The 23,854-nt window shown below is 49.7% G+C and carries 19 protein-coding genes and 1 pseudogene; 3 read left to right on the forward strand and 17 right to left on the reverse strand.

All coding sequences use genetic code 11. The annotated features are described in order from the left end of the window. Positions 1–214 precede the first annotated feature (214 nt). Both ACHHV8_RS15040 and ACHHV8_RS15045 read right to left on the reverse strand, forming a co-directional pair. Positions 215–451, reverse strand: coding sequence for an NUDIX domain-containing protein (locus ACHHV8_RS15040; RefSeq protein WP_395159217.1), 237 nt, complete (start codon positions 449–451; stop codon positions 215–217). Positions 452–480: 29 nt separating this feature from the next. Then, complete coding sequence (locus tag ACHHV8_RS15045) at positions 481–1,116, reverse strand: histidine phosphatase family protein (protein WP_395159219.1); 636 nt, start codon at positions 1,114–1,116, stop codon at positions 481–483. Between the two features lie 246 nt (positions 1,117–1,362). Here ACHHV8_RS15045 and ACHHV8_RS15050 point away from each other — a divergent pair, with 246 nt between their 5' ends. After that, on the forward strand, positions 1,363–3,618 hold the full coding sequence (locus ACHHV8_RS15050; RefSeq protein WP_395159221.1) for a PAS domain S-box protein: 2,256 nt from the start codon (positions 1,363–1,365) through the stop codon (positions 3,616–3,618). Positions 3,619–3,765: 147 nt separating this feature from the next. On the opposite strand, the gene ACHHV8_RS15055 is transcribed toward ACHHV8_RS15050, so the two are convergent. From ACHHV8_RS15055 to ACHHV8_RS15065, 3 genes are read right to left on the reverse strand one after another with little or no spacing between them, the layout of a single operon-like run. Beyond that, positions 3,766–4,041, reverse strand: a complete 276-nt coding sequence (locus ACHHV8_RS15055; RefSeq protein WP_395163516.1) for a tyrosine-type recombinase/integrase — start codon at positions 4,039–4,041, stop codon at positions 3,766–3,768. Next, positions 3,935–4,474 carry a tyrosine-type recombinase/integrase gene (locus tag ACHHV8_RS15060; RefSeq protein ID WP_395159223.1) on the reverse strand — a complete coding sequence of 180 codons (540 nt, stop codon included), beginning with the start codon at positions 4,472–4,474 and terminating at the stop codon, positions 3,935–3,937. The genes ACHHV8_RS15055 and ACHHV8_RS15060 overlap by 107 nt, the downstream gene beginning before the upstream one ends. Then, the gene (locus tag ACHHV8_RS15065) at positions 4,471–7,443 is read right to left on the reverse strand and encodes a Tn3 family transposase (protein ID WP_395159225.1); all 2,973 of its coding nucleotides are present in this window, start codon (positions 7,441–7,443) and stop codon (positions 4,471–4,473) included. The genes ACHHV8_RS15060 and ACHHV8_RS15065 overlap by 4 nt, the downstream gene beginning before the upstream one ends. Before the next feature lie 379 nt (positions 7,444–7,822). Here ACHHV8_RS15065 and ACHHV8_RS15070 point away from each other — a divergent pair. Both ACHHV8_RS15070 and ACHHV8_RS15075 read left to right on the forward strand, forming a co-directional pair. Then, positions 7,823–9,150 (forward strand): annotated as a pseudogene (locus ACHHV8_RS15070) (cytochrome ubiquinol oxidase subunit I). Positions 9,151–9,163: 13 nt separating this feature from the next. Beyond that, positions 9,164–10,180 carry a cytochrome d ubiquinol oxidase subunit II gene (locus tag ACHHV8_RS15075; protein WP_395159227.1) on the forward strand — a complete coding sequence of 339 codons (1,017 nt, stop codon included), beginning with the start codon at positions 9,164–9,166 and terminating at the stop codon, positions 10,178–10,180. 159 nt (positions 10,181–10,339) lie between these two features. Here ACHHV8_RS15075 and ACHHV8_RS15080 read toward each other — a convergent pair whose 3' ends face one another. The 12 genes from ACHHV8_RS15080 to ACHHV8_RS15135 form a co-directional block, all read right to left on the reverse strand. Continuing rightward, complete coding sequence (locus ACHHV8_RS15080; protein ID WP_395159229.1) at positions 10,340–10,888, reverse strand: cupin domain-containing protein; 549 nt, start codon at positions 10,886–10,888, stop codon at positions 10,340–10,342. A gap of 303 nt (positions 10,889–11,191) precedes the next feature. Then, positions 11,192–11,992 (reverse strand): ABC transporter ATP-binding protein, encoded by an 801-nt coding sequence (locus ACHHV8_RS15085; RefSeq protein WP_395159231.1) that lies wholly within the window; start codon positions 11,990–11,992, stop codon positions 11,192–11,194. After that, positions 11,982–13,022 carry an ABC transporter ATP-binding protein gene (locus ACHHV8_RS15090; RefSeq protein WP_395159233.1) on the reverse strand — a complete coding sequence of 347 codons (1,041 nt, stop codon included), beginning with the start codon at positions 13,020–13,022 and terminating at the stop codon, positions 11,982–11,984. The genes ACHHV8_RS15085 and ACHHV8_RS15090 overlap by 11 nt, the downstream gene beginning before the upstream one ends. 6 nt (positions 13,023–13,028) lie before the next feature. Further along, positions 13,029–13,865, reverse strand: coding sequence for an ABC transporter permease (locus ACHHV8_RS15095; RefSeq protein WP_395159235.1), 837 nt, complete (start codon positions 13,863–13,865; stop codon positions 13,029–13,031). A 1-nt stretch (position 13,866) separates the two neighbouring features. After that, positions 13,867–14,877, reverse strand: a complete 1,011-nt coding sequence (locus tag ACHHV8_RS15100) for an ABC transporter permease (protein WP_395159237.1) — start codon at positions 14,875–14,877, stop codon at positions 13,867–13,869. Between the two features lie 164 nt (positions 14,878–15,041). Then, positions 15,042–16,865 carry an ABC transporter substrate-binding protein gene (locus ACHHV8_RS15105; RefSeq protein WP_395159239.1) on the reverse strand — a complete coding sequence of 608 codons (1,824 nt, stop codon included), beginning with the start codon at positions 16,863–16,865 and terminating at the stop codon, positions 15,042–15,044. Positions 16,866–17,319: 454 nt separating this feature from the next. After that, entirely contained in the window at positions 17,320–18,486 is a 1,167-nt protein-coding gene (locus tag ACHHV8_RS15110) for a response regulator (protein ID WP_395159241.1), read from the reverse strand. A 37-nt stretch (positions 18,487–18,523) separates the two neighbouring features. Beyond that, on the reverse strand, positions 18,524–19,300 hold the full coding sequence (locus ACHHV8_RS15115) for a sensor histidine kinase (protein ID WP_395159243.1): 777 nt from the start codon (positions 19,298–19,300) through the stop codon (positions 18,524–18,526). A 16-nt stretch (positions 19,301–19,316) separates the two neighbouring features. Then, the gene (locus tag ACHHV8_RS15120) at positions 19,317–20,363 is read right to left on the reverse strand and encodes a cache domain-containing protein (RefSeq protein WP_395159245.1); all 1,047 of its coding nucleotides are present in this window, start codon (positions 20,361–20,363) and stop codon (positions 19,317–19,319) included. Between the two features lie 28 nt (positions 20,364–20,391). Then, entirely contained in the window at positions 20,392–21,729 is a 1,338-nt protein-coding gene (locus ACHHV8_RS15125; protein ID WP_395159247.1) for an extracellular solute-binding protein, read from the reverse strand. A gap of 329 nt (positions 21,730–22,058) precedes the next feature. After that, on the reverse strand, positions 22,059–22,652 hold the full coding sequence (locus ACHHV8_RS15130) for a GNAT family N-acetyltransferase (RefSeq protein WP_395159249.1): 594 nt from the start codon (positions 22,650–22,652) through the stop codon (positions 22,059–22,061). Between the two features lie 304 nt (positions 22,653–22,956). Then, positions 22,957–23,847 carry a LysR family transcriptional regulator gene (locus ACHHV8_RS15135; RefSeq protein WP_395159251.1) on the reverse strand — a complete coding sequence of 297 codons (891 nt, stop codon included), beginning with the start codon at positions 23,845–23,847 and terminating at the stop codon, positions 22,957–22,959. Positions 23,848–23,854 lie beyond the last annotated feature (7 nt).

The following is a 23,854-nucleotide window of genomic DNA, read 5'->3' on the forward strand; positions in this document are numbered from 1 at the left end:
CTTATCGATCTCCGCCACTTTTCCAATATCCGATATGCCGTCCCATAAAATAATCGATTTTGCTTCCTCATTTTCAATAAAATCATCAAGCTGTTCCAGCTGAGCAGAGTATAAAGCGCCGTACTCTATCCTTTCATGGACCATGATAGTTTGGCTGAAGCTTAAACTTCATTAAACCTTCAAATTGAACAGTATCGATAGCCTGACTCGTTTCTTAAAACAGTTCTCTGACTGCACACTGCCTGGCAGTTTCCCCCTGTTCAATGACTCCGCCAGGTAATTCCCAAATCTGCCTCCACTTGTTATACATGAATAAAAAACTATCCTGTCGTTTGACCACTATTAATGAATGGGTTAGGGGCGCGTCAAGCGAGATATTCCCCAGTTCATCCTCTGGTACCTGCATGAATGCTAAAAACACATTCCCATTGGCATCTGTCATAATTGTCATTGGTCTCCCCCTCACCATATAAACCCCATCTAATCTTCCGCCGGTGCTTCCCGATAATGCCCTATATCCCCATGGAGCAGAATTTCCGTCTGGCCCTCAGTGATCTCGACTTTACATAAGCAAGCCGGGTGAATATACGGCGGCTCCCACAGCTTGTGCAGCGGCCGCTTCTCGAGATGCGCCATCAGAAGCTTCACAACAACCGTATGCGTAACAATAAGTATATGGCTCCCCTGATGCTGCTTCAGGATTTGATTCATCCTGGCAAGCGCGCGGTTCGAAACCTCGCGAAAGGTTTCGCTTCCTTCTACTTGAAACCGTTCAGGATCATTCCAGAAAGCTTCGAAAGCTGCAGGATCGGCTGCTTTTACCTCTGATTGAGTCCTGCCTTCCCATCTGCCCAGATGAATTTCCCGTAAATCCGGACACGCTATGATTTCCGTTTCTCGGCTTCCTCTAATGACTTCCGCCGTTCGGCGAGTTCGTTCACTCGAGCTTGTATAAATCTGATCCAGCCTCTGCTCCTTAAGCGAATCTCTCAGCCATTCCGCCTGCCTTATGCCGAGCACCGTTAAGGGGGAATCTTGATGCCCCTGCATTTTATGCAGCACATTCCATTCCGTTTGGCCGTGTCTTACTATGTACAGTGTGGTGCTTCCGCTCATGCTTAACCCCCTTTGAATATTATAAAAACAAGTTTCCGCAGGGCTGATCATCCCATTATTATAGCAGTTCAGCCCTCCTGCAGTAAGTCTTCCTTGGAATAGCAATTCTGAATAAATCCGGAAGCATGCGCGGATGATTTGCTTTTCTAAAGAAATTTTAATCCTAAAGATAGCTAAAGATTTGGAAGGAAATTTGACATCCCCCTAGAAGCACTTATATAGGCTCTTGTAGGAGGCAGAACAAACATGGGAATCGAGCAACAGTTGCAACTTCATCCGATATTCATTCAGACCTTTCAGCATGCGCCCAGCGGCATGATTCTCATAGATACAAACGGCCAATTGGTAAGAGCAAACCCGACAGCCTGCTCTTGGTTCGGTTATGAAGAACACGAGCTGCTGCGGCGGAGTTTAACGCAAATGATCGATTCACAGGACATCTGTGCAGACCATCTTTATTTGTTTGAAGCACTAAAGCTTTCGAACGGCGCACAACGGTTTAGACAGCGCTTTCTGCATCAAGAGGGCTGCCTGATAGAAATGGAAATTACCGCATCTATTCTGCACTTAACTGAAGAAGCTCTCCCTCTGCTGCTGTACCAAATGATAAAGCAGTCGGAGACGGCAGCGCCCGGTAAGAACCTTCGTTTGAACGCATTGGCGCCGGCCTCTCGGGCCGAAGCTCCATACATAGATCAACTGGAATATAATGAGCAGGGATACCGCTCCCTGTTCCATCATCATCCGGATTTAATTTATTCCATGGATTTGAACGGAACCTATACATCCGCTAACCCTTCCTTCGAGTGTCAGATGAAGTATACACAGCAGGAAATCGTGGACGGGGCTATCAACTTTCGCGATCTGACCCCTCCTTCCATGCTAGAAACGGTAGAATACTATTTCTCGCAAGCGGCAAAAGGCACCGCTCAAAAATACGAAGCCACGGCCATCCGTAAGAACGGGCAGGCCGTTACGTTTGACGTCATTAACATTCCTATTTATGTAAAAGATGAGATTGTCGGGGTACACGGCATAGCCAGAGATACTGCCTGCCAGAAAGCTTTGATAAACAAGCTGCAAAAGACCGAGCAATTGTACCGCCTGATCTCGGAGCATTTGCAGGACGTCATTTCGCTGGCCGCACCGGATGGGAGAATCACTTACGTTTCGCCTGCCATCAAAGTCCTGCTGGGATATGAGCCTGAGGAATACATAGGTCAAGTCGCTACGGACTTCTGGCATCCCGAGGACTGGGCCGAAGTCAATGAGCAGTGCTTGCTGCAGGATATCAGCGAAACCCTATTTATATGCAGAGTGCGCCATAAAAAAGGGCATTTTGTATGGTTTGAAACCACAGCAACCCGTATTAAGGATAAACACGGTGATACGATCAGCGTGTTGGCGGTGGGAAGAGATGTCACTACCCGTAAACAGGCGGAGCAGGAGCTCAAAGCGGCGAAGGAGCAGCTGGAATCGTTCATTTACCGGAATATCGACCCGATTGTTATCTTTGACTTAAACGAGCGCGTCGTGAAAACCAATTATGCTTTCGAGAACACCTTCGGCTGGAAGGAAGAAGAGCTGGTTGGAGTTCGGGCTGTGGATTTACCTAATATACCGGCTGACTACGAAGCGGAGGTGCTCTATAATCTTAATATCATTAAATCGGATGAAGTGTTCGAAGGCGTAGAAGCCATTCGCGTAAGAAGGGACGGCGCCCTGCTAACCGTCACGCTATCCAGCTTTGCGATGTATGACGAGCATGGAGAGATTAGCGGCTGGGCTCTGATTATCCGGGACATGACGGAGAAGAAGCAATCGGAAGAGTTTATTATCCAATCGGAGAAGCTCGCTATCGCGGGGCAGCTGGCTGCCGGGATCGCCCACGAAATACGCAACCCTATTACAGCGATCAAAGGCTTTATTCAGCTGATGAAATCGGGAGCTCGTGAGAAAGCCATGTATTATGACATTATGACTTCCGAAATTGAGCGGATCGAAGTCATTCTCAGCGAACTTCTTATTTTGGCCAAGCCTCAGATCGTGCATCTGGTTTCCAGCGATATCCGGGTCCTCATCAGCCAGGTGACAACCTTGCTGGATACGCAGGCCATCTTGAACAATGTAGAGCTTATAACGGATCTCAGCGAAGATATTCCCCCTATTTTATGCGACGAGAATCAAATAAAGCAGGTATTTATTAATTTCATTAAGAATGCGATTGAAGCCATGAGCCACGGAGGACGCATCCTGATTCAAGCCGTCCGCACAGAGCATTCGATCATCGTCCGTTTCATAGACAACGGCTGCGGCATCTCCGAAGTGGTACTGGCCAAGCTTGGGCAGCCCTTTTTTACCACCAAAGAAACAGGGACCGGGCTCGGCTTCATGGTGAGCAAGCGAATCATCGGCAATCACCGCGGCACCGTCAAGGTCTACAGTGTGGAGAATGAAGGTACCACGATTGAAGTAACGCTTCCCATCGCATGCAGCATGTAAATATTGCAAAAAATAAGCGACGCAGACGGAGTCTATCCTTCCTGCATCGCTTTTTGGTTTGGAGCAAGGAACTGGCCGGTGCCTGCAAGAAGCGCCCTCGCTGGGGTAGTACCAGCGAAGCTGACACCACCCGCAAAGTAGATGTAATTAAATGGGAAATTTATTGATAACTACGTTGTACTCCTGCTGGGCATCGGTGATTGCCAGTTTTGAATAGACTTCCAACGACTTACGGCTTTCGTGACCGGAATACGGTTGTATGAGTGCGTCATCGATGCCCTGCTTTTTAAGCCAGGTCAACAGGAAATGTCGCAGTTTATGCGGCGATAGACTTTGTACAAGGCCGGCTTCCTCCGAATATTTGGCCAAGATCTTTCGTATTCCCCGATGGGTATATTTTTTCTTCCATGATAATTCGAACAGATAAACCGCTTGCTTCTTTTTCATTGAATCGGCGTGCATGGCCAGCATTTCTTTGAACGATTGGGGGGAAAGGGACAATGCGATCCTTGCTCCCCTTGCCCTTATTAATCCGGATTTGGCAGTAGTGGAAATCAACATCGGACAACTTGATATTGATCAGCTCGCTTACCCGAACGCCGGTATATAGCAGTGTCTTGACGATCATCATATCTTGAAAGTTCTTCGTTTGCCAAACCACGCCGTAGTAGCGTTTAAGCTCCTCTTCCGTAGGTACATAGGGGAGCTTCTTTGCTGTTATTGGAACTTCAACCTCCAGCTCCGCTCTAAGATGCTGGAACAAGCTTTTGAGATAGGCATAATCTGGCCTTTCTCCACGGAGATATTTGGCCAGCTCCTTCGCTTTACGTTTCGGCGATATGCGCCTCTCACTCACGCGATAACACCTTCTTCCAACGGAAGGCGTTCACTCATGTTCAGCCTGAATGTACCGTAAGGGTTTACGTGCGTGTAGATCAGCGGGGTAAGCGCCCGTAAGTCTTCCGGAGTCATCATATCGTACCATTTACGGTCGGATAGGATGCTTTGTAACATAATGGTATTGATGTACACCAGGCAGTTTTGCAGAAGGTGAAGAGATAAAACGGCCAACTCTTGATCCTCTAACCGGTTGGTGGCAATTTCACCGCCTTTGCCGTAAAAAATAAAGCTATTGGCCGAGTTCCAGTTTTCCACGACATTCAAGCCTTCATTGATCTCGCGGCGCAGCTCTTCAGAGTGAAGGTAGTCGCACAGGAATATCGTTTTGACCGCTTTGCCGAGTTCTCCCAATGCTTGATAGGTCGGATGCTTTAAGTTATTGCGGGTAAATCGTTTCAGGATTGCTTCCGTTTCGGCGGTTCCGAGGCGCAGGGCCGTTGCGTACTTCATCATTTGATCGTACTGCTGCCGAATCAGTTCCCAATTGATTGGACGGGTCAGTACCGGTTGCAAATTAGGATAGGCATCCGTCATGCCTGGCTCGGGCCTGTATAACTTTTGCGAATGAATCGCCTTGAGTCGAGGCATGAGCTGATAACCCAAAAGGTGACAAAATGCAAACGCAACCTCGCTCTGGCCGTGAGAATCCACGTAATTCTTCTCGACTTCCATTTCGGTACAGTGACGAAGTAATCCTTCCATCATGGCTGCAACTTCGGAGGAGGAGCAAGATTTAAGCTGCGAGTAAATGCACGTTGAATTCTTCTCAACGTGCCAATATATCATAACGCCGCGACCGCGGTACCGGATATGCCATTCGGTCATAAGATTTTGATCCCATGCGCCAAATTTTTTCGAATCCGATGCACAGGATGTCGTGGCATCGCCCCAAATCTCCTGCATTCGAACGCGAAAAATCGCTTTCACCACTTCGGAAATTGCGTTTCGGAGATTGTCCTTATGTATGAATTTCCTCCGGATGTACAGCAAGTCTTTATAGCTTTCTCCATGTTCACCGGCACTCACACGTTTCAAGCCGGTATTCGTCCCGAGGCCATAAAGGGATAGGATGAGTCTCTTTTGCAGCGTATCCCGGCCTAACGCTTCGCGTACAGCAACAGTCTTGAATTTTTCAGTAAATCCGACACGAAGATCGGCCTCTTTTAAAATGTCCAATAGGCTCGTCATCGGCCATCGCCGAAGCATCTCTGATTTTATCCGTGATAGGTTGACTGGCTCTGCTTGTGGTTCTAACGGAGATAAGCTAATCCAACCATTTCCCTTCTCCGTGATCCGGACCTTGGGGTTTTTCTGAAGTCCGGTATCCAGCTTTTCTAATCCATCTTTCATGGCCTGCTTCAACGTTGCAATGAATGCTTCCGCATCCAGCGGCTGCTTTAGAGCTTTATAATTTTCTTCCCGCCGTTCCTCGAAGTCTGTTGGCAAGTCATCGTCCGGATTACGGTAACGGTTCGCTCCGGCGACCCATATTTCCTTGCAACGAAGCTTTTCCCGTAAAGCTTGCAGGACGCTTATCTCATAATTCATCCGATTGATCCGCTCCTGGCCTTTCTCGTCATTCTCAACAATGATTTCTTTATTTACCATCCGGATTACACCATCTACCGGGATTTCTTCGGACATCGGAAAATAATGATGGCCAGTATCTGAATATTTCTTGACCAGCTCCAACGCACGAATCACTGGCCGATGCACTTCATTGTTTGATCGAAATTCCAGGATGCCTAATATTTCGGGAACCATACGGCGGTAGTGACTCCCATAGGAAGCCCGAATAATGGTATGGATTTTCTTCCGGTAAGCCGGACCTGTGTGTTTGAATTCTTTTATCAAATCCCGTAATGTCTGCTCATTAACGACCGGGAAAATGACATCACGAATTACTCCGTCTGGATTATTGACGGCAGACTGCGCCATGTTGAATAAAATGCCATACTTATTGCTTACCTTGCGTAAGTCATTCAGGATTTCCTTTTCGACTTTGCGTTCTGCCCGTACACCTATTCGATGGACGATTTGAATAAGCAGTTCAATCAAATTGTCCGTTATCTCCATACTCCTTAGCCAGAAGAATGCGGCCAACAATGTGTAACGGATCGGATCAGGATGGCGGCGAAGTTCCCGGAGATCCTCTGTCGCGGTCCGCTGCCGATACTTGGTCAATACTTTAAGAGGAATATCACGAAACAGATCATCCGGAAGTTCCAGATTTCGAATCGTTCGCTGCTTGCTTACTTCTCTTAACACACTTTCGACACCTGGTTTGCCCGGATCGGCCTTTAGCTCTTGAAAAGAAAGAAGTCCCTCGTCGCTGCTGCTTGAGCCGCCCTGGTCTTCATCCAGAAATGCGATACTATCTACAAGTGAATCCAATTTGAATAAAGATGCCATAGGCAACTTTTCCATTGTAGCTTGGAAAAATTGTTCTTCATATGTACGGATTGCGGCTCTGATAAGTCGCTCAATGCGATCAGGCGTAGGCGGTACAACTTTCATCTCCCGGAATCGCTGGTATACGGTTTCGACCAAATGTTCGAAGTCGTGATCCTGGAATAACACGCTTTTGCATAGCCAATCGATTACCTCATCAGCATCATTGACGGTATCCTCACGAAAACCAAAAAACTCCCTGATTTGTGTTCGATGATAGGTGATGGGGCGACCGGTCCAATCGTATTGTGCGTACAGCTCTGCCGGTGCCTCGATCTGCTTGGCTATGTATTGAATGACTGCTTTGGGAACTTCGAATTTATGGAAGGGGAATCGCGCTTCATATTGAAAAAACTTAAACAGAACAGCAAACCCCAACCGAGTCTCCCCCGACTTATTGCCGACTTGCTGCATTTCGTTAGGAAGAAACGTAAAATGCTCAATTAACTCCTCCAACTCCCAATTTCGTTTCACTTGATCCCCTCCGAATAAAGTTCCTAAAATGGGCAGAATCGGAACATATCTGTTGGAATCAGTATACCTTTAGTGCTGAAAATGGGCAATTAAGAGCTAATAATATATGATGTTCCAAATACAAAAATAAAATCGGAACTTTAATAAAAAACCAAATAAATTATTACCATGGAAGTGGTATGATGTTGAACATTTGCGAGTCCAACCTCAATGGGTCTTTGAAGTAGATGCTGTTGATTATCGTTGTTGTTTTCGCACTTTCGCTTAAATTGCCGTTGGAAATGTCAGGTGGGGATTCCTGCATACTTCCATGCGGGATATGACATAATAATTCTTAATTGAAGTGTTAGGATCTCAAGCAGCAGGGGGGAAACATGAAATGAGTACGCTGGATTGGAGCAGGGGGTTAACGGAAATGACCCTCGCTTTTCATATTTTGTTCGCTACAGTAGGTGTGGGCATCCCCATTTTCATTTCGATTGCAGAGTGGATAGGCATACGTAAGAAGGATCCTAACTATACGTTGATGGCAAGGCGGTGGACACGAGGCTTTGTCATCACCGTCGCGGTAGGCGTGGTAACAGGGACGTGCATCGGACTTCAGTTAAGCTTGCTGTGGCCCGAATTTATGAAACTGGCGGGAAACGTGATCAGCCTGCCACTTTTTTTGGAAACTTTCGCCTTCTTTTTCGAGGCAATCTTTCTGGGTATCTATCTGTATACATGGAACCGGTTCAAAAATCCGTACTTGCACTGGCTATTGACCGTTCCCATCGTTATCGGCTCCTCTGCCTCGGCGTTATTTATCACAATGGTGAACGCATTTATGAATACACCGCAGGGATTTACAGTAGAACACGGAAACTTCATACATATCGATCCGATTTCGGCGATGTTCAATCCGGCCATGCCCTCCAAGGTTGCGCATGTGTTGTCTTCGGCTTATGTAACGGCGGCTTTTTTGCTTGCCATGATTGCGGCTTTCGCTATGTTAAGAGGAAAAAAGAATGACTATTACAAAAAGTCAATCCAATTGAACATGGCAGCCGGACTCATCTTGGCTGCCTCTACGATCTGGATCGGGGATTGGTCGCCAAATTTCTGGCCGAGGTGCAACCCGAGAAGTTGGCTGCGGCCGAGTGGCATTTCGAAACCGGCAACGAGGTTTCGTTGATTGTCGGAGGAAAGTTGAATCCAGAAACGAAGGAAGTGACTGGGGCCATTGAGATTCCATGGGGGCTCAGTTTTCTTGCCACAGGCGACCCGAATGGGACGGTAGTGGGATTGAACGATTTTCCGACAGAGGAGTGGCCTCCGCTGTATGTGCATTATTTGTTCGATTTGATGGTCAGCATCGGTTTTTATTTGTTGGCCATTCCCGTTCTGTTTTTGTTTATCAAGAAAGTCAAGGGTTGGAATGCCTATAATCGCTGGATCCTAACGGGCATCGTTGCCGGAGGGCCCTTATCGCTTCTTGCCATTGAATTGGGATGGTTTTATGCCGAGGTGGGAAGACAACCATGGATCATACGAGGATACATGAAAGTGTCGGACGCGGCGACAACAAATCCCAACGTCGGGGTTGCGTTTTGGCTTTTTGCCGTCCTCTATGCACTGCTTGGCGTCATTTGCTTATTCGTCCTTGGCCGACTATTCCGTAACAAACCTGCGGAAATGGAACTGGAGGAACGTCGTATCATCTTGTAAAGGAGCTTTTAAGATGACGTTGGAACAGCTTGGAATTACGGTGCTTTGGGTGTTTTTATACGGGTATTTAATTGTTGCTTCCATTGATTTCGGCGCCGGTTTTTACGCGTACTACGGCAGGGTCATCGGAATCGAATCGGTCATCGGGCCGCTGATTTCCCGGTATTTATCTCCCGTCTGGGAAGTCACGAATGTGTTTCTCGTTTTTTTTTTCGTAGGTATCGTCGGTTTTTTTCCGGAAACGGCGTATTATTACGGAACCGCCTTGCTGATTCCCGGAAGCATTGCGCTGATCTTACTTGCGATCCGAGGATCCTTCTACGCATTCGCCAACTACGGAGCAAGGAAAAGCAATCTCTACTTGCTTGCTTACGGGGCAACGGGATTGCTGATTCCGGCTGCGCTGTCAACTGTGTTCACCATTTCGGAAGGCGGTTTCTTATCTTTCGAAAGCCGCTCGGTTCATTTGTTGATGGAGGAGTTGTTTTTCAGCGCCTATTCATGGGCCGTCGTCTTGCTTGCCATATCAAGCGTACTCTTTATCAGTTCTTCCTTCCTTGCGTATTACGCGGCTCATGCCGAGGACCGAAAAGCACTGGAGTGGCTTCGGCGTTTTGCGCTTTGGGCAGGTATTCCGACCATCGTTTCCAGTCTGTTCACGTTTATGGCGCTGCGAAACCATAACCTCGAACATTTTCTGAACACGCTGGATGTATGGTGGATGTTCGGCATGTCTCTCGTTTGTTTTGCGATGGCGATGTGGCTCATCTGGCGCAGACAAAGGTACGGCTTGGCGTTTATTCTGGTGATGTCCCAATTCGCCTTCGCTTTTTTCGGTTACGGACAATCGCATCTGCCTTATCTGCTTTATCCCGTCTTGACCGTAACCGGTGGTGTGACGAACCCTGTGATGGGGCGCGCATTGGTTGCCTCATTCGCGGCGGGACTGCTGCTGTTGGTACCGGCGTTGATCTTGCTGTTGCGTCTGTTTTTATTCAATGCAGATTATGTGAAAGGGAAAATGTCATGAACCTCTTTGACCGCCAAGATAAATGGCTGATGTGGTTATGTTTTGGAATCGCCTTTTTGCTTTTGGTTTCAGGGGCTCGATATTTATAATAAAACGGCTGTTGAAAAGATTAAACATGAAATCGGAATGTAAAGGCGAGGTTACTTTCCGATTTCATGTTCAATAGTAATGTGGGTTTTCTTCCGCAGACATGGCAATTGCTTTTGTTTCATGAACCGTACCATATGGATGCTCAGGCGGCGCATAGATAACATAAATTTTAAGTGGAGTATTACCCGTATTTGTTACGTTATGCCATTTTCCGGCAGGAATCATAATAGCATAGTCATCATAAGCCATTTCTTGAAAATCTAATTTATCTTTGCTATCACCCATTTGAACAAATCCCTGACCTTCTTCAATACGTATGAATTGATCAGTTGTCGGGTGAACTTCTAATCCAATGTCATCTCCAACATTAATACTCATCAGAGTGACTTGAAAGTTTTTCCCTGTCCATAAGGCGGTGCGGTAATTATTGTTTTGCTTAGTTGCTTGATCAATATTCACCACAAACGGCCTTGATCCATAATCTCCTAATTTGATGTTTCCATAATAAGAACTCCAGTTGTTATTGTACCGAATGTAATGTTGAGGATTCCAAACATAATACAAATAATGGCTATTCATTAGATGCCATGGATTATGATAGCATGATTTAAGGTACATATACATTCCTCGCCTCTCATGATTTCATTGTTTACTTTTATCCTATGCAGTTGCCTATTTAAAGGAATGTAAAATGGGCAATAGCCTAAAAAACACGGCAAGTGAGAAACAAACAATTGATCCTCAATCTGTGATATTAGACGATTAGGTATCATTGCAAATGGAAACTATTGTTTTCGGTTTTTAACAACACGAAGCGCAATCAACAACGAAGTCATTTGATTTTGGAATTGATTTTTAACATATATATCCATATACTTTGCGGGTAGTATCAGCTTCGCTGGTACTACCCCTCGCTAAAGCTTAAGCCAAATTCCATTCTTCATGAATTTTGGGCACATCCGAGATCAGCTGGCGCGTATACCTGTGCCTCGGCCTTAGAATGACATCCTCTGCTGGCCCGCCTTCAACGAACTGCCCTTTTTCCATAATATAGATCGTATCGCTGACGTAATAAGCCAATCCGACGTCATGGGTAATGAAAATAATCGTCATATTGTTCTCATCGCGCAGCTTGAGCAGCATATCCAGAATCGTCGATCGGGAGCAGGCATCCACCATCGATGTCGGCTCATCCGCAATCAGCACCTTAGGGTGAAGCATGAAAATGCGCGCGATCATCAGCCGCTGCATTTGACCGCCGGATAATTCGAAAGGGTACTTGTTATACAGCTCCTCGAACTTCAAGTTGACGAACGAGCAGGCTTCCTTCATCTTCTCGAACTGCTGCTCTTTACTCAGCGTCAGTCCCTGCAGCTTGATGCAGTCGGTTAACAGCTTATCGACTTTGTGGAAGATGTTGAAGGAAGAAAAAGGATCCTGGAAAATAGCCTGAATATCTTTCCAGTATTGTTTGCGGTCCTTATGGCTGCGCAGCTTTCGCGGCTTGCCTTTGTACTCGATCTCCCCGCTCGTTTCCCCGAGCAGGCCCATGATCATTTTGGCCAGTGTCGTTTTACCGCTGCCGCTTTCCCCTACAATGGAAATGATCTCACCTTCGTGAAATTGAAAGTTCACATCATGAACGGCTGTCGTCTTCTGAAGCCCATAGCCGAAAACCTTGGTCAAATGCTTGGCATCGATCAATACGTTGTCACGGTTCATCGCGCGACGATCCCTCCATTCTCCTGCTCCTTCCGGTACCATTCCCGAAGCGTCTGCGTGTCATAAATGCAGCGGTATAGCCGTCCCTCCACGGTTCCAGGATCTCCGTCTTCCCTTCCCTGCAATCCTTCGTCGCATAGGAGCAGCGGTCTGCGAACCTGCAGCCGGGCGGCACCTTCTTCAAATTCGGCGGTGTTCCCGGAATCGCCTCCAGCTTGTGACCTTTCATCCCCGCCTCCGGCACGATAATGGAGCCCATCAGCTTTTTCGTGTAAGGATGCACCGGATCGAAAATCATTTGATGCGCCGTCCCCCGCTCGACAATTTCACCTGCATACATCACGACAATTTCGTCCGTGACATGATACAGCAGCGGAAGCTCGTGTGTAATGAAGACCAGCGAGCGGATAAACTTCTTCTCAAGCAGATTCTTCATCAGCTTAATTACCGCTTTCTGCGAGGTCACATCGAGTGCTGAGGTTGGTTCGTCGGCTATCAGCACCTTCGGGTTCAGGATCGTGGAGATGGCGATAACGGTCCGCTGCTTCATCCCGCCTGACAATTCATTCGGATAGGAATGGAGCACCTTCGGCGATAAGTTCAACGTTTCGAACCGCTCTGCGGCCATGTCCCATACCTGCTGCCTGCTCATTTCCGGCTTATGCACCTTCATGATATCCTCGATAAACCGGATGATTTTGAGCGTCGGGTTCAGCGCGTTCATAGCCGCCTGCGGAATGTAGGCGATCTCTCTCCCTAAGATTTGCGAACGCAGCTGATCCTTGCTCAGCTTCATAATATCCGTACCGTTAATGATGATCGAACCGCTGTTATAATGGAGCGGTGGGAAGTAAAAGCCCATCAGGCTGAGCGCAAGCGTCGATTTGCCGCTTCCCGATTCCCCTGCTATACCGAGCGTCTTACCGTCCTCCAGCACGAAATCGACGCCGTCTACGGCGTATACATGCTCTTTGAGACGGGTCCGATAATACGTCTTAAGTCCCTTCACTTCCAGCAGATTTGTGCTCATCACCGGTTAGCTCCTTATTTTGGGATTAAAAATTTCGTCCATACCCGTGTTCATCATGTACAGTGAGAAAGTAATGACGGCAATGGAGAACGCTGCCGGAATGAACGCCCACCACGCTCCCGCAACCGGCGCTTCGAAGATTAATGCCCAGTTCATAATAATGCCGAGGGAAATCGTGTTGTAAGGTCTTAACCCCAGCATGGATATCGAAGCTTCGGACAGAATGCCGGATGCGGTCTGAAGCACGAACGCCATAACGACATAAGAGGCGATATAAGGCAAGATTTCAAACAGGATGATGCGGGGCGTGCTGTGCCCGGAAATTTTGGCGATATTGACGTGATCGCGGTTGCGCAGGGATGTGGTTTGCGCCCGTACCGCCCTCGCCGTCCACGGCCAGCTCGTAATGCCTATGATGACCGCCGTTACAAGCGAGCTGCGCGAATTGATGCTGACCGATATCAGAATCAGAATGATGAACGAAGGGATAACGATAAAAATATTCGTTACCGCCGTCAGCAGGTTGTCAACCAGGCCGCCAATATAACCGGCTGTCAGGCCGATGACCAGACCGATCACCGTCGCACATACTCCTGCAATAAGGCCGACCTTCAGCGATGTCCGGATGCCGTACATCAGCTCCAGAAACAGATCCCGGCCGAAGTTATCCGAGCCCAGCAGCAGCTTGCCGTCCGGAGGCTGGAAAGCCATCGCCATCATCTCCAGCGGGTCGTTGCGGTTGATTAACGGATATATCAGCACCAGACCCAGCATAAGCAGGAGAACCACGACGCCGAACATAAATTTGGGTGACCTTACCAATATGGTTACGGAATGATTCATATCAGCTTTCCTCCATTTGAGCCGCCTTGATTCTCGGATCGACAATGCCGTAAATAATTTCTATCGTAAAGTTTGCCAGCAATACCGTAAAGGCGATCAGCAGCGTACAGCCGGAAATGAGCGGATAATCCAGCTGCCGGATCGCGGTAAACAGCCAGGTGCCGATGCCCGGATAGCTGAAGACAATCTCGCAAATGAGCGATCCGCCGACCATCGTCCCGATCGAAAGCGCCAATCCGGTAATTTGCGGCAACATTGCATTCTTGAACACATATTTCGCGATCGTCCGGTCCCGGATGCCCAGCAGCTTGCTGTAAAGCACGTAATCCGCATTCAGCTCGTAGATGGACATCTCTCTCATCCCGATAGCTTGACCGCCGATCGTTACCAGCACAATGGACAGGAACGGCAGCGTATGGTGCCGCAGGACGGAGGCGATGAAATCCCAGCTGAGCTGAGGAATCATCTGAAAGTCATAGCCGCCGGATAAAGGAAACCACTTCAGGTTTAAGGCAAACAAATACAGCATGATGATCGCCAGCGTAAAGAATGGAATCGAGTTAACGAATAACGCGATGGGGAATAAAGCTTTATCAAAGACGCCTTTCTTATAGGCGGCAACCGCTCCGAGAATATTGCCCAGTATCCAGCCTGTCAAGATGGCAGGCAGCTGCAGAGCAAGCGTCCAGGGAATAGCGGAGGCCAATATATCCGTGACCTTCTTCGGGTAAAGCCCGAACGAGGTGCCTAAATTACCGGTGAATAAATTTTTGACATAGATCAGAAATTGGGTACCGAGCGGTTTATCGATGCCGAATTCCTTGGTAAACGTTTCATATACCTTCTTGATCGTATCGCTGTCCGTCATCCCTTGGGTCATTTGGGCCACGATGACACTGATCGGATTCCCCTGTACCAGCCTTGGCAAAATGAAATTCAATCCAATCGCAATGATGAAAGTAATCAGATACCATACCGATTTTTTCACAAAATACTTCGTATAAGCATTCAAAATCCGCACCCTCCTTATCCGCTGTTATCGTGTATAGCACCGTTGCTTGGAGAAGAAGCCTATCCTGAGTTGTGCCGTTGTGCCAAACCCAAGTATAGGCTTCCCCGGTCAGTACTGCAGCTTCAGACCTGTTCTTCGTTCAGGAAGGAAAAGTAACCTTCCCCTTAATTGTGAATTTGGTACAAAGCTTTGACCCCAGCGCCGTCGATAGCGATTTGCGGAGGAATGTTCGAGCCGTCCCCTTGCGTCGGGAAGCCTTTCCAGACCGTTTCATTGACCGTATGGAATACCCAAGGTCTGTACATCAGCGGTACGGAAGGAATGTCCGTCAACCAAATTTTCGTCAGCTCGGTATACATCGATTTCAGCTGAGCTTCATCGGAAACCGCCGGAATCTTGTCGATGATCTCATCCGCTTTGTCATTTTTGTACCGGCCCCAGTTCCAGAACGCCATCTCACCGGCAGCAGCGACGCCTTTGGAGTACATGATAGTTCTGGCGCGGTTCCAAGGCTGGCTTGGGCTGACCCCGCCCGCAGGCGTGTTCATAATAATATCAAACTTGCCGGTCTGCAGATCGTTATTCCATACCGGCTGTTCAGGGAATTTCGTGCGGATTTCGATGCCGATCGCTTTCGCGTTCTGGGCTACAATTTCGAGCGATGCGTTCCAGTCGGACCAGCCGTAAGGACATTCCACCTCAAAAGGTCCCAGGCGGGTGCCGTTCAGCACGCGGATGCCGTCCGCGCCTTTTTTGGCGCCGATCTTGTCAAGCAGCGCATTGGCTCCATCGACATCGGTCGTCCACTGCAGCGGCTTGATCGCCTCTTGGTCGACATACTTTCTCTCCGCATCGGAGTCGAGCGTGATGGAAGGCTTCATCGCAGCGGAATAGCCGCTCATGGCCAGGTCTGAAATCTTTTTGTAATCGATCGCCATGGCAATCGCTCTTCTCACATCCGGGTTATCCAGCCCTTTCTTCGACATGTTGAAGAAAATGGAAGGCATCGAACCAGGCAGATAGTATGGCGCATCCTTCAAATACGTTTTGACGGGGGCTCCGCCCTTCCACATATTCCACACCTGCGGGATAAACTGCTGCGACACGTCGACTTGGTTGCTCTTGAACGCTAAGTCGCCGGCTGCGTTGTCCTTATAAATCACATGGGTAATATATTTCGGCGCCGCAAGCTTGCCTCCGAACAGCGCTTTACCCCAGTAGTTGTCATCGCGAACGACGGTAATTTTCTGATCGTTGTAGAAAAACATTTTGTAAGGGCCTGTTCCTACAGGAGACGGATTGACCTCTTTGCGCATCGTCGCCAGATCGTTGTTCGATTTCTTCTCGATTTCTTCCCAGACATGCTTAGGCAGCATAGGAATCAGCTCGATACTGTCGAGAACGGTCAGCTTGTTCGGATTGTCTTTTTTCAGCTTAATGGTTACTGCGTTCGGTCCGTCGGCGACAACATCTTCGATGTAAGTCCAGAAGCTGCTCCAGTTCACCTGATATTTCTGGCCGAGCTTGTAGGTATACACCACATCGTCGGCGGTAAACGGCTTGCCGTCGCTCCATTTCGCGTCCTTGTTCAATTCGATTTTCAGCGTGAGGTCGTCGCTCCAGGCATATTTCGTCCCGAGCAGCGGTTCCAGCTTGCCGTCGATCATATTGATCATGAACAAGGTTTCATAGATCAGCTCGCGCGAGTTGCCGTAGTTAATCGGGAAGGCCGGATTGCCGCTTAACAAGTTGAAGTTCGTAGGCGCGCCCCATTGGAGACCGTTAATGTACAGCGTCTCATTGCGCGGAGTTTCTTTGTTCTCTCCCGACGTGGGGGCAGTCGCCGCAGGCTGGGTAGCAGCGGGTTTGTCAGCCTCTTTGGCCGGCTGGGTGCTCGCCGTTGGCGGCGTTACCGTTTCACACGCTGACAAGAGAGCTGGCGCGAGTACTAATGCACAGATTAACCCGGACATCTTTTTAAACCTCATACTTAACCCCTCCGCACTTCAAAGTTTTGAAATGTAAACGCTTTATTACTGCGTTGTGACTTTTATTGTAAGGGAACGGAAGGTATCGGTGTAGTACGGAAACTTAAGGAGATGGGGTTAAATTTTCAATATTTTCCATTCCATTTGATACATTTGCCACGTGCAGGCATAACGCAAAATAACCCCACAAAGTGGGGCACAGGCTTCGAAGCGGACTCAGGTACTTTGCGGGGACCCCGTAAATTTATACCTTCTGTCAAAAAAGCCCCGCTGATTAGCTGTAATCGAGGCCATTGAAAAAGCAGCGCTGCGAGTCCGGATCCTGGTTCCGATCGCTGGGACAAAGGAGAACACTCGCTCTTCTACAGAACGACAGAACGATTCGCACTCTCCGCTGGTTTGATTGGCCCCTTACTAGCAAGGGTTTTTGCGTCTTCGATTCGATTGGCTAAGCTTAATTCAGCTCCAAACGGTAATCCGAGGGCGTTACCTGGAATTTTTTGCGGAACACCTGGGTAAAGTGCCGGAGATCCTCATAGCCGACCAGCTTGGCCACGTCCGTAATCCTTAGGCTGCGGTTCGCTAGCAGCTCCTGAGCTCGCTCCATCCGCAGCTGGGTCACATACTCCTTGTAGCCGATGCCGGTCTTCTGCTTAAACAGCTGGCTGAAATAAATCGGATTCAGGTACACGATCGACGCGACCTTCTCGAGTGAGAGGTTATCGTGAAAATGGGTTGCGATATACTGCAGCGCGATTTCGATCGTCTCGTCGTTTTTTCTTGGGGGAAGCTCCCGCACAGGGACGGCGGCCCCTTCCTGCTGCAGCCTGCGCAGCTCCTCGGGTATCGCATGAAACTCGGTCAGCCGGCGGCTAATGACCAATTGGTACTTTTCCTTCAGGCAGCGGTCCAGATGCTCACGCGCTCCTTGCTCAAAGGCAGCGAGCCCATGCGCCTCCCGCAGCGTCACGACTCCGGCCAGGCGATTCCCCTCCAGGCTGACGATGAAGCCGCTGCCGTTCATTTCGAACCATTCCGACAGCACATTTTCGACTACAAAATGATTGAGCGAAATGTCCTGCTTGCTCTCCAGCTGTACGCAGATCAGGTGAAAATGGGCATGGCGCTCCGCAAGCCGAGACACATCGAACCGGCCCAGATCAAGCCCCTGGATCCACCGGCGAAACACCGCTTCCCGCAAGTAATTCAGATGGAGATGAATCCAGTCCTTATCCGACAGCTGCCGCATCTCCTCGATGCGTTCCTGCTCCAGCTTCGTGATGCATTGGATCAGCTGGTCCTTGCCGACGGGCTTGACCATATAGTCCTTCACTCCGAGACGCAGCGCTTCCTGCGCATACGAGAACTTGGAGTGAGCCGAAATAATAACCACCTGCGTGCCGCGCTCTCCGCCCTGCAGGGCGGAGAGCAGCTCCAGGCCGTTCATGCCCGGCATCATAATATCCAGCAGCAGAATATGAATCCTTTCGTTCAACAGCAGCCGAATCGCTTCTTGGCAGGAGTGTACGGTAATGACATGCATGTGGGGAAAAGCATGGTTCAATGTCCGTTGGATCCCTTCCCGGATCGATTTCTCGTCATCCACAACAAGAATATTCATGGGCTTCCTCCATTCATCCGCTTGTCGAAGCTTCGCCTTAACCGGCCGGAAGCCGCTTGGGCAGCAGAATGCTCACTGTCGTTCCGCCCCCTTCCTCACTTTCCAGCCGCAATCCGTACATAGGCCCGAACTTGAGCACGAGCCGCCGATGCACATTCACCAGTCCGATCCCTGTCTTCTCCGTTTCTTTGGACTGCAGCGGCTCGAGGGAACGGTAGCTTTTCTCCTCTTCTTCAAACTGAGGAGCTTCCAGCAGTATGACTTTGTCCAGCGACTTTCGCAGCTCTTCCAGTCTGCCCGCTTCGATCCCGCTGCCGTTATCCTCAATGCGGATGCAGACCTCCTGCTCGCCTGCATCCATCCGAAGATGGATAAACCCCGGCTGATCCAGCCTGGAAAGCCCGTGAACGACCGCATTCTCAATCAACGGCTGGAGGGTCATTTTCGGAATCGGGAAGTGCATCCATTCCTCCGGAATATCGATGCGAATCTCCAGCAGATGATGCGACCTTGCCTGTATGATGTATAAATAATTATGCATTTGATAGAGCTCTTCATGCAGGGTGACATCGGACTGCTCCCACTCGCTGCTGTACCGGAACATTCTGGACAAGGACAGCACAATGTTCTCCAGCCGTTCATTCTTCATTTCATCCAGCTCCCAGTAAATCATATCCAAGGTGTTGTATAGAAAATGAGGGTTGACCTGCGACTGCAGCGCATAGATCTGAGCATTCTTCTCGCTCGCGGTGACGATCCGGACCCGGTCGATCAATTGGCGAATACGCGTCACCATCAGGTTATAGTTGGTCATCAAATAGTTCATTTCCTCAAAGGAGCGGAACGGCTTCGATCGTGTTCAGGCTGCCCCGCTCCAAGGCTTTCATCTCACGGACCAGTCTGATGATCGGGGCCGAGATGGAGCGGGACATCAGCGTAGCCAGCAGGATGGCTGCCAGCAGCAGTAACCCGAGCACGATGATAAAGAACCGGTTAGCCTGCTCCAGCTGCACTTGAAAGCTTGATTTCGGCGTCACGTTCACGATAGACCAGCCGAGCACCGGCTGACGGCCGACCACGATCAGATTTTCGCGGCTGCTTGAGCTGACGATACGAGCGTCCTCCTGAAGATGCAGCATCGATTCGATCCCTTGCGGCAGGCTGTCTCCGGCGCCCGTCTCCGCCAGCAGTTCATGCTTTAGCGCGGAGCCGCTGCCGGTCAGAATATAAGTCGCTCCCGCCTCGCCGGTCTGCACATTGTTCAAGGTCGTCAGAATCGGAAGCGGGCTCGCTTCAATTAGCAGCACGCCGATCGGCTCTCTGGAGTATAGATCGTAGATGAGCCTTCCGAACGAAATGACGGGCTGATCCTGGACGGTAATCGTCGTTTTGTGCATGCCGAACCAGATCATCTCTCCCTGCGAGCGGCGAATATCCGTATACCAGGAGCTTTTCAAAAAATCCGGAGCATACGGGTGGACGGCCGCTTCATGGCTGTACACTTTGCCGTTGTTGGCTATGACATGGATGGCGATCAGGTCATTCCGGCTGTAAAAGGCCGCTTCCAGCAAGTTGATGATCGTTCGCTCGTTGATAAGCGCAAGCGACGGCGTCGTATCCCCCTCGGTCAGAATCCGCTGGATGTCCGAATTGGTCGTAATCGTCTTGGACAGGCTGTTGTAGCCCTGTGCAAGCAAGCTGAAGTTATCCAGCGCCTGTGAAACATTCTTTCTCGCGATTTCGGCGAACCGGCCGTTCATTTGTTCGGTGCTGTACCGGTAAAAAATACCGGAGAGAATCAGCAGAAGAAACAACGTGGACAAGAGGAACCAAACAAACAACCGCGTGCTGATCGTATTCCAACGAAGTTTGATCAAGCGAGAAACGCTCCTTTCCCACTGCCGCTTACTTGCGTTTCGTATTCGCTTCCCAGGAAAGCTGATGCTCCTTGGCCACCTCTTCAGGCTTCATGGCCTGAACGAACAAATTTTGCAGCAGATCCAGATGCGTCTGAGTCACGGCCGGAATGACCACATTGTCGAAATTCATCTCCCGCCCCTTCATATCCTTGAACATCGACAGGGCTTCGAGCTGCAGAGGAGTATAGCCTGTAGCGATAAAATCATCGTCGACCTTCTGGCTGAGCCCCACCGCTGCCCCCATCTCCATTGCGACCTTCGGATACTGCATCGTAAAATATTTCAAAAACAGCTTGCTTTCCGGCATATGCTTGCCCTTGGCGGAAAGCGCGTAAGCGGTGCCGGGGGCAATAATCATATCGTTCGGATCGCCTTTGCCTGCGACCGTTGGAAATTTTATAAGCCCGATTCTGCCTCTGACCTCCGGGGAAATTTCAATCTTCGGAATCTCCCAGGTGCCTATATAGTACATAGCCGCACGGCCGCTGCGAAACAATCCGGACGCCGTTAAGGAATCGACCGAGGTCGCCCCTTCCTCAAACACGCCCGCCTGGATCATGCGCTGAAGCTCGGATAGAGCCTGAACAAAGACCGGATCGTTAAACGTTCTCCGGCCTTGAAGGACATCCTGCAAAAAGCCCGCCCGCCCATTCAGCCGTTGTAAAATATTCATAAACAGAAAGGATGTCGTCCAACGGTCCTTGGCACCGATAGCCATGGGAATATGCCCTTTGTCCTTGAGCTTCTGCGCAGTATCCAGCAGCTCCTCAAACGTATGCGGGACAGCCAAGCCTTCCTTGGCGAATACCTCTTTGTTATAAAATATTCCTGCTACATTCAAATTATATGGAAGCGCATACAATTTTTCGTCAAATGTATAGTAGCTCAGCACTTCCGGATGAAAGGTCTTCCGAAGCTCCTCATCCACAATGTCGTTCAGCGGAGCCAGCACCCCGCTGTCCACATAAGGCTTCATCTGCGCTCCGGGGTTTACCATCGTAATATCCGCGACTTCGCCGGAGGCGGCCTGCGTTTTGAGCTTGATCTTTTGCTGTTCGGTGTTTAGCCGATCGAACTGAATCTGAATATTCGGATGAAGCTTCATGAAATCGTTCACAATCTTCTCTTCCATGGTATATGCGGGGGATCCCTTATCCGACTGCAGCGTCTGAAGCGTCAGGGTGACATGCTGTCCAGCGTCCGTAGCTGCCCCTGGAGCAGAGCCGTTAAACGAGCCCTCATCAGGGTTCGTACAGGCGGCAAGACCGCCAAGCTGTGTGATCGCCAATACCAAGCCCGCCCCGCGGATCGTCCGCATCCGCATCGTTTGACTCCCCCTCTTCATGCTTCCTCCGAATTCGTCACAGCTTCATTATACAAGGATTAATTCCAAATAACACCATCTATTGCCTTATTTTTTCAATCATGCCTGCTTCCAGGCAGCTCGGGTGTAGGCAAGCCTCAGCCCGCATCTTTCCATATTGCGGAAGCTGGCGGAGGCATAGGCGGCTTGGCTCACGACAAGCCTGCATCCGTGACTGGCGGAGGCATCCTGAAGCCGTCTGGCCAAAAGCGCAGCATGCGCACCCCGCCTTCTGAATTCGGGCAAGACGGCTGCAAAGGTAAACGATGCCGCTGCTCCCCGAACGTGCATCACGGCGGCGCCGGCGGGGACCCTTGGACGAATGCCGCGTAAAAGTGCCATCCGGGACGTTCCATCAGCACGATATTGTTCTCTGCCACATGATGCTTGCCGCTGATCGGCAATCCTGTACCCAGACAGTGCAGAGTGGCGTACAAATCGATGTCCTCGCCGGACAGTTGGCGCACCTCAATAATATCCTCTGGCGCAAACGAAGCCGGTAGGCTTGCCAGGACACTAGAGGTATCGCTAAATAATGTCGCGTGAAAGCCCGAAGCGTACCATCCTTTATCATGGAGTGCTTGGAGCAGCTCCCCGGACGCTTTCGAAGGTATAATTTCGAATTGGCCTGTCCCGTTGCGTTGCTTATAAAAATGAATGATGTCGTCCAGACAGTCCATTTCGTCCGCGCTCAGCCCTTTGACGGTGTTGAACTGCGGCCATGGCATGGCTTTGCTGTAAAAAGCCGTTGCTCCCCCGAAGGCCCGCATTTCAACCCCCATCGGATTGCCCGGCCTCTCCTGCACCGCAGTCATCCGGTCGATCATATAATCGATTTCGGCTTGCTCCAAATCCGAAGCCAGTTCTTGAGATAAGAGAATCAATGGACATGCTCCTTTTCTTAAAATCGAAATGTTCACAGCAGCTTACGTCCGTTCGCTTACGAATGAATATGGATAAGGGAAACGGTACGCTATACACCGATTATAAGAGGGAATACATTTTATTCCAATAGCATTTTAACCGTCTTCCAGCGCATTCGTTCTGGCACAGATTCTCGAGGTTAGATCAGCCGGAGTTTCTCCATCTTCGGATGGACATGGGCGAGCGGATCTTAGAATAAAAAAAGTTTACATAAATAACATTATGTAAACTGTATACTTTGAAGCATCTCATTGCGATATAAAATTAGATGCCTTGGAACATCTCGATAAAATGCTGGGCGCTTTTGGACAAGTAGCGATCCTTCAGCCATACAATGCCTACGTCGGAATAAAAATCGTCGTTCGTCATATCCAGCATCCGCACATTGGTCAAAGGAAAAGATGACATAACCGACTTAGGCAGAATCGTTACGCCAATCCCCGAGGCGACCATGGCGAGAATGATCGCCACGCTGGAGCATTCGCAGATAATATTCGGCTCTACGCCCGCCTTCCGGAACTCGTTCAGCAAACGTTCGTGCATTCCCGTCGTATAATCCGTTTTCAGCGTCAGGAAAGGGAACGCCGCCAGCTCCTTCATGCTGACCGCTGACTTAAAGCGGGTACTCCACTGCGCAGGAACCATTGCAGCAAAAGGATCGGACGGCAGCCGCAGCACCGAATAAGTTCTTTCGTCGGAGGAGGCTTCGAACGGCAGCCTGGCCACCACCAGCTCGATATTCCGCCTGTCCATCAGCTTGCCGAGAAAGAAATGGTCTCCTTCCTGGATTTTAAACGTTACCTTCGGATAGAGCGTCCGAAAAGCTTGAACGCGTTCGGGCAGCAGCGAGATACAGGAAACGACGGAGCCGATGGAAAGGATGCCTTGAAGCCCTTCATCCAGCTCCTTCACTTCCTGAAGCGACTCCTCGAACTGCTGCAGCAACGCTTCGGCCCGGACGCGCAGCACCTCTCCCGCAGGCGTAAGCTTCCAGCGCTTGTCGCTCCGGTCAAAGAGCGTCACCTGAAGCTCCTGCTCCATCTGCTTAATCTGCCTGCTGAGCGGCGGCTGCTCCATGTTAAGCAGCTTGGCCGCGCCGGTAACTTGACCGACCTGGGCGACCGCCAGAAAGTATCGCAGCTGCCTGAGATCCATAAAGGTC

The sequence above is a fragment of the Paenibacillus sp. TAB_01 genome, assembly GCF_043945595.1.
In the GTDB taxonomy this organism is placed as follows: domain Bacteria; phylum Bacillota; class Bacilli; order Paenibacillales; family NBRC-103111; genus Paenibacillus_S.

Coding starts and splice junctions, on each gene's coding strand:
- ACHHV8_RS15085 (WP_395159231.1), bottom strand. CDS start 11,992: ATGAACCGTGACAACGTATTGATCGATGCCAAGCATTTGACCAAGGTT.
- ACHHV8_RS15115 (WP_395159243.1), bottom strand. CDS start 19,300: ATGACCAACTATAACCTGATGGTGACGCGTATTCGCCAATTGATCGAC.
- ACHHV8_RS15105 (WP_395159239.1), bottom strand. CDS start 16,865: ATGAGGTTTAAAAAGATGTCCGGGTTAATCTGTGCATTAGTACTCGCG.
- ACHHV8_RS15075 (WP_395159227.1), top strand. CDS start 9,164: ATGACGTTGGAACAGCTTGGAATTACGGTGCTTTGGGTGTTTTTATAC.
- ACHHV8_RS15110 (WP_395159241.1), bottom strand. CDS start 18,486: ATGAATATTCTTGTTGTGGATGACGAGAAATCGATCCGGGAAGGGATC.
- ACHHV8_RS15090 (WP_395159233.1), bottom strand. CDS start 13,022: ATGAGCACAAATCTGCTGGAAGTGAAGGGACTTAAGACGTATTATCGG.
- ACHHV8_RS15125 (WP_395159247.1), bottom strand. CDS start 21,729: ATGCGGATGCGGACGATCCGCGGGGCGGGCTTGGTATTGGCGATCACA.
- ACHHV8_RS15050 (WP_395159221.1), top strand. CDS start 1,363: ATGGGAATCGAGCAACAGTTGCAACTTCATCCGATATTCATTCAGACC.
- ACHHV8_RS15045 (WP_395159219.1), bottom strand. CDS start 1,116: ATGAGCGGAAGCACCACACTGTACATAGTAAGACACGGCCAAACGGAA.
- ACHHV8_RS15095 (WP_395159235.1), bottom strand. CDS start 13,865: ATGAATCATTCCGTAACCATATTGGTAAGGTCACCCAAATTTATGTTC.
- ACHHV8_RS15080 (WP_395159229.1), bottom strand. CDS start 10,888: ATGTACCTTAAATCATGCTATCATAATCCATGGCATCTAATGAATAGC.
- ACHHV8_RS15040 (WP_395159217.1), bottom strand. CDS start 451: ATGACAATTATGACAGATGCCAATGGGAATGTGTTTTTAGCATTCATG.
- ACHHV8_RS15135 (WP_395159251.1), bottom strand. CDS start 23,847: ATGGATCTCAGGCAGCTGCGATACTTTCTGGCGGTCGCCCAGGTCGGT.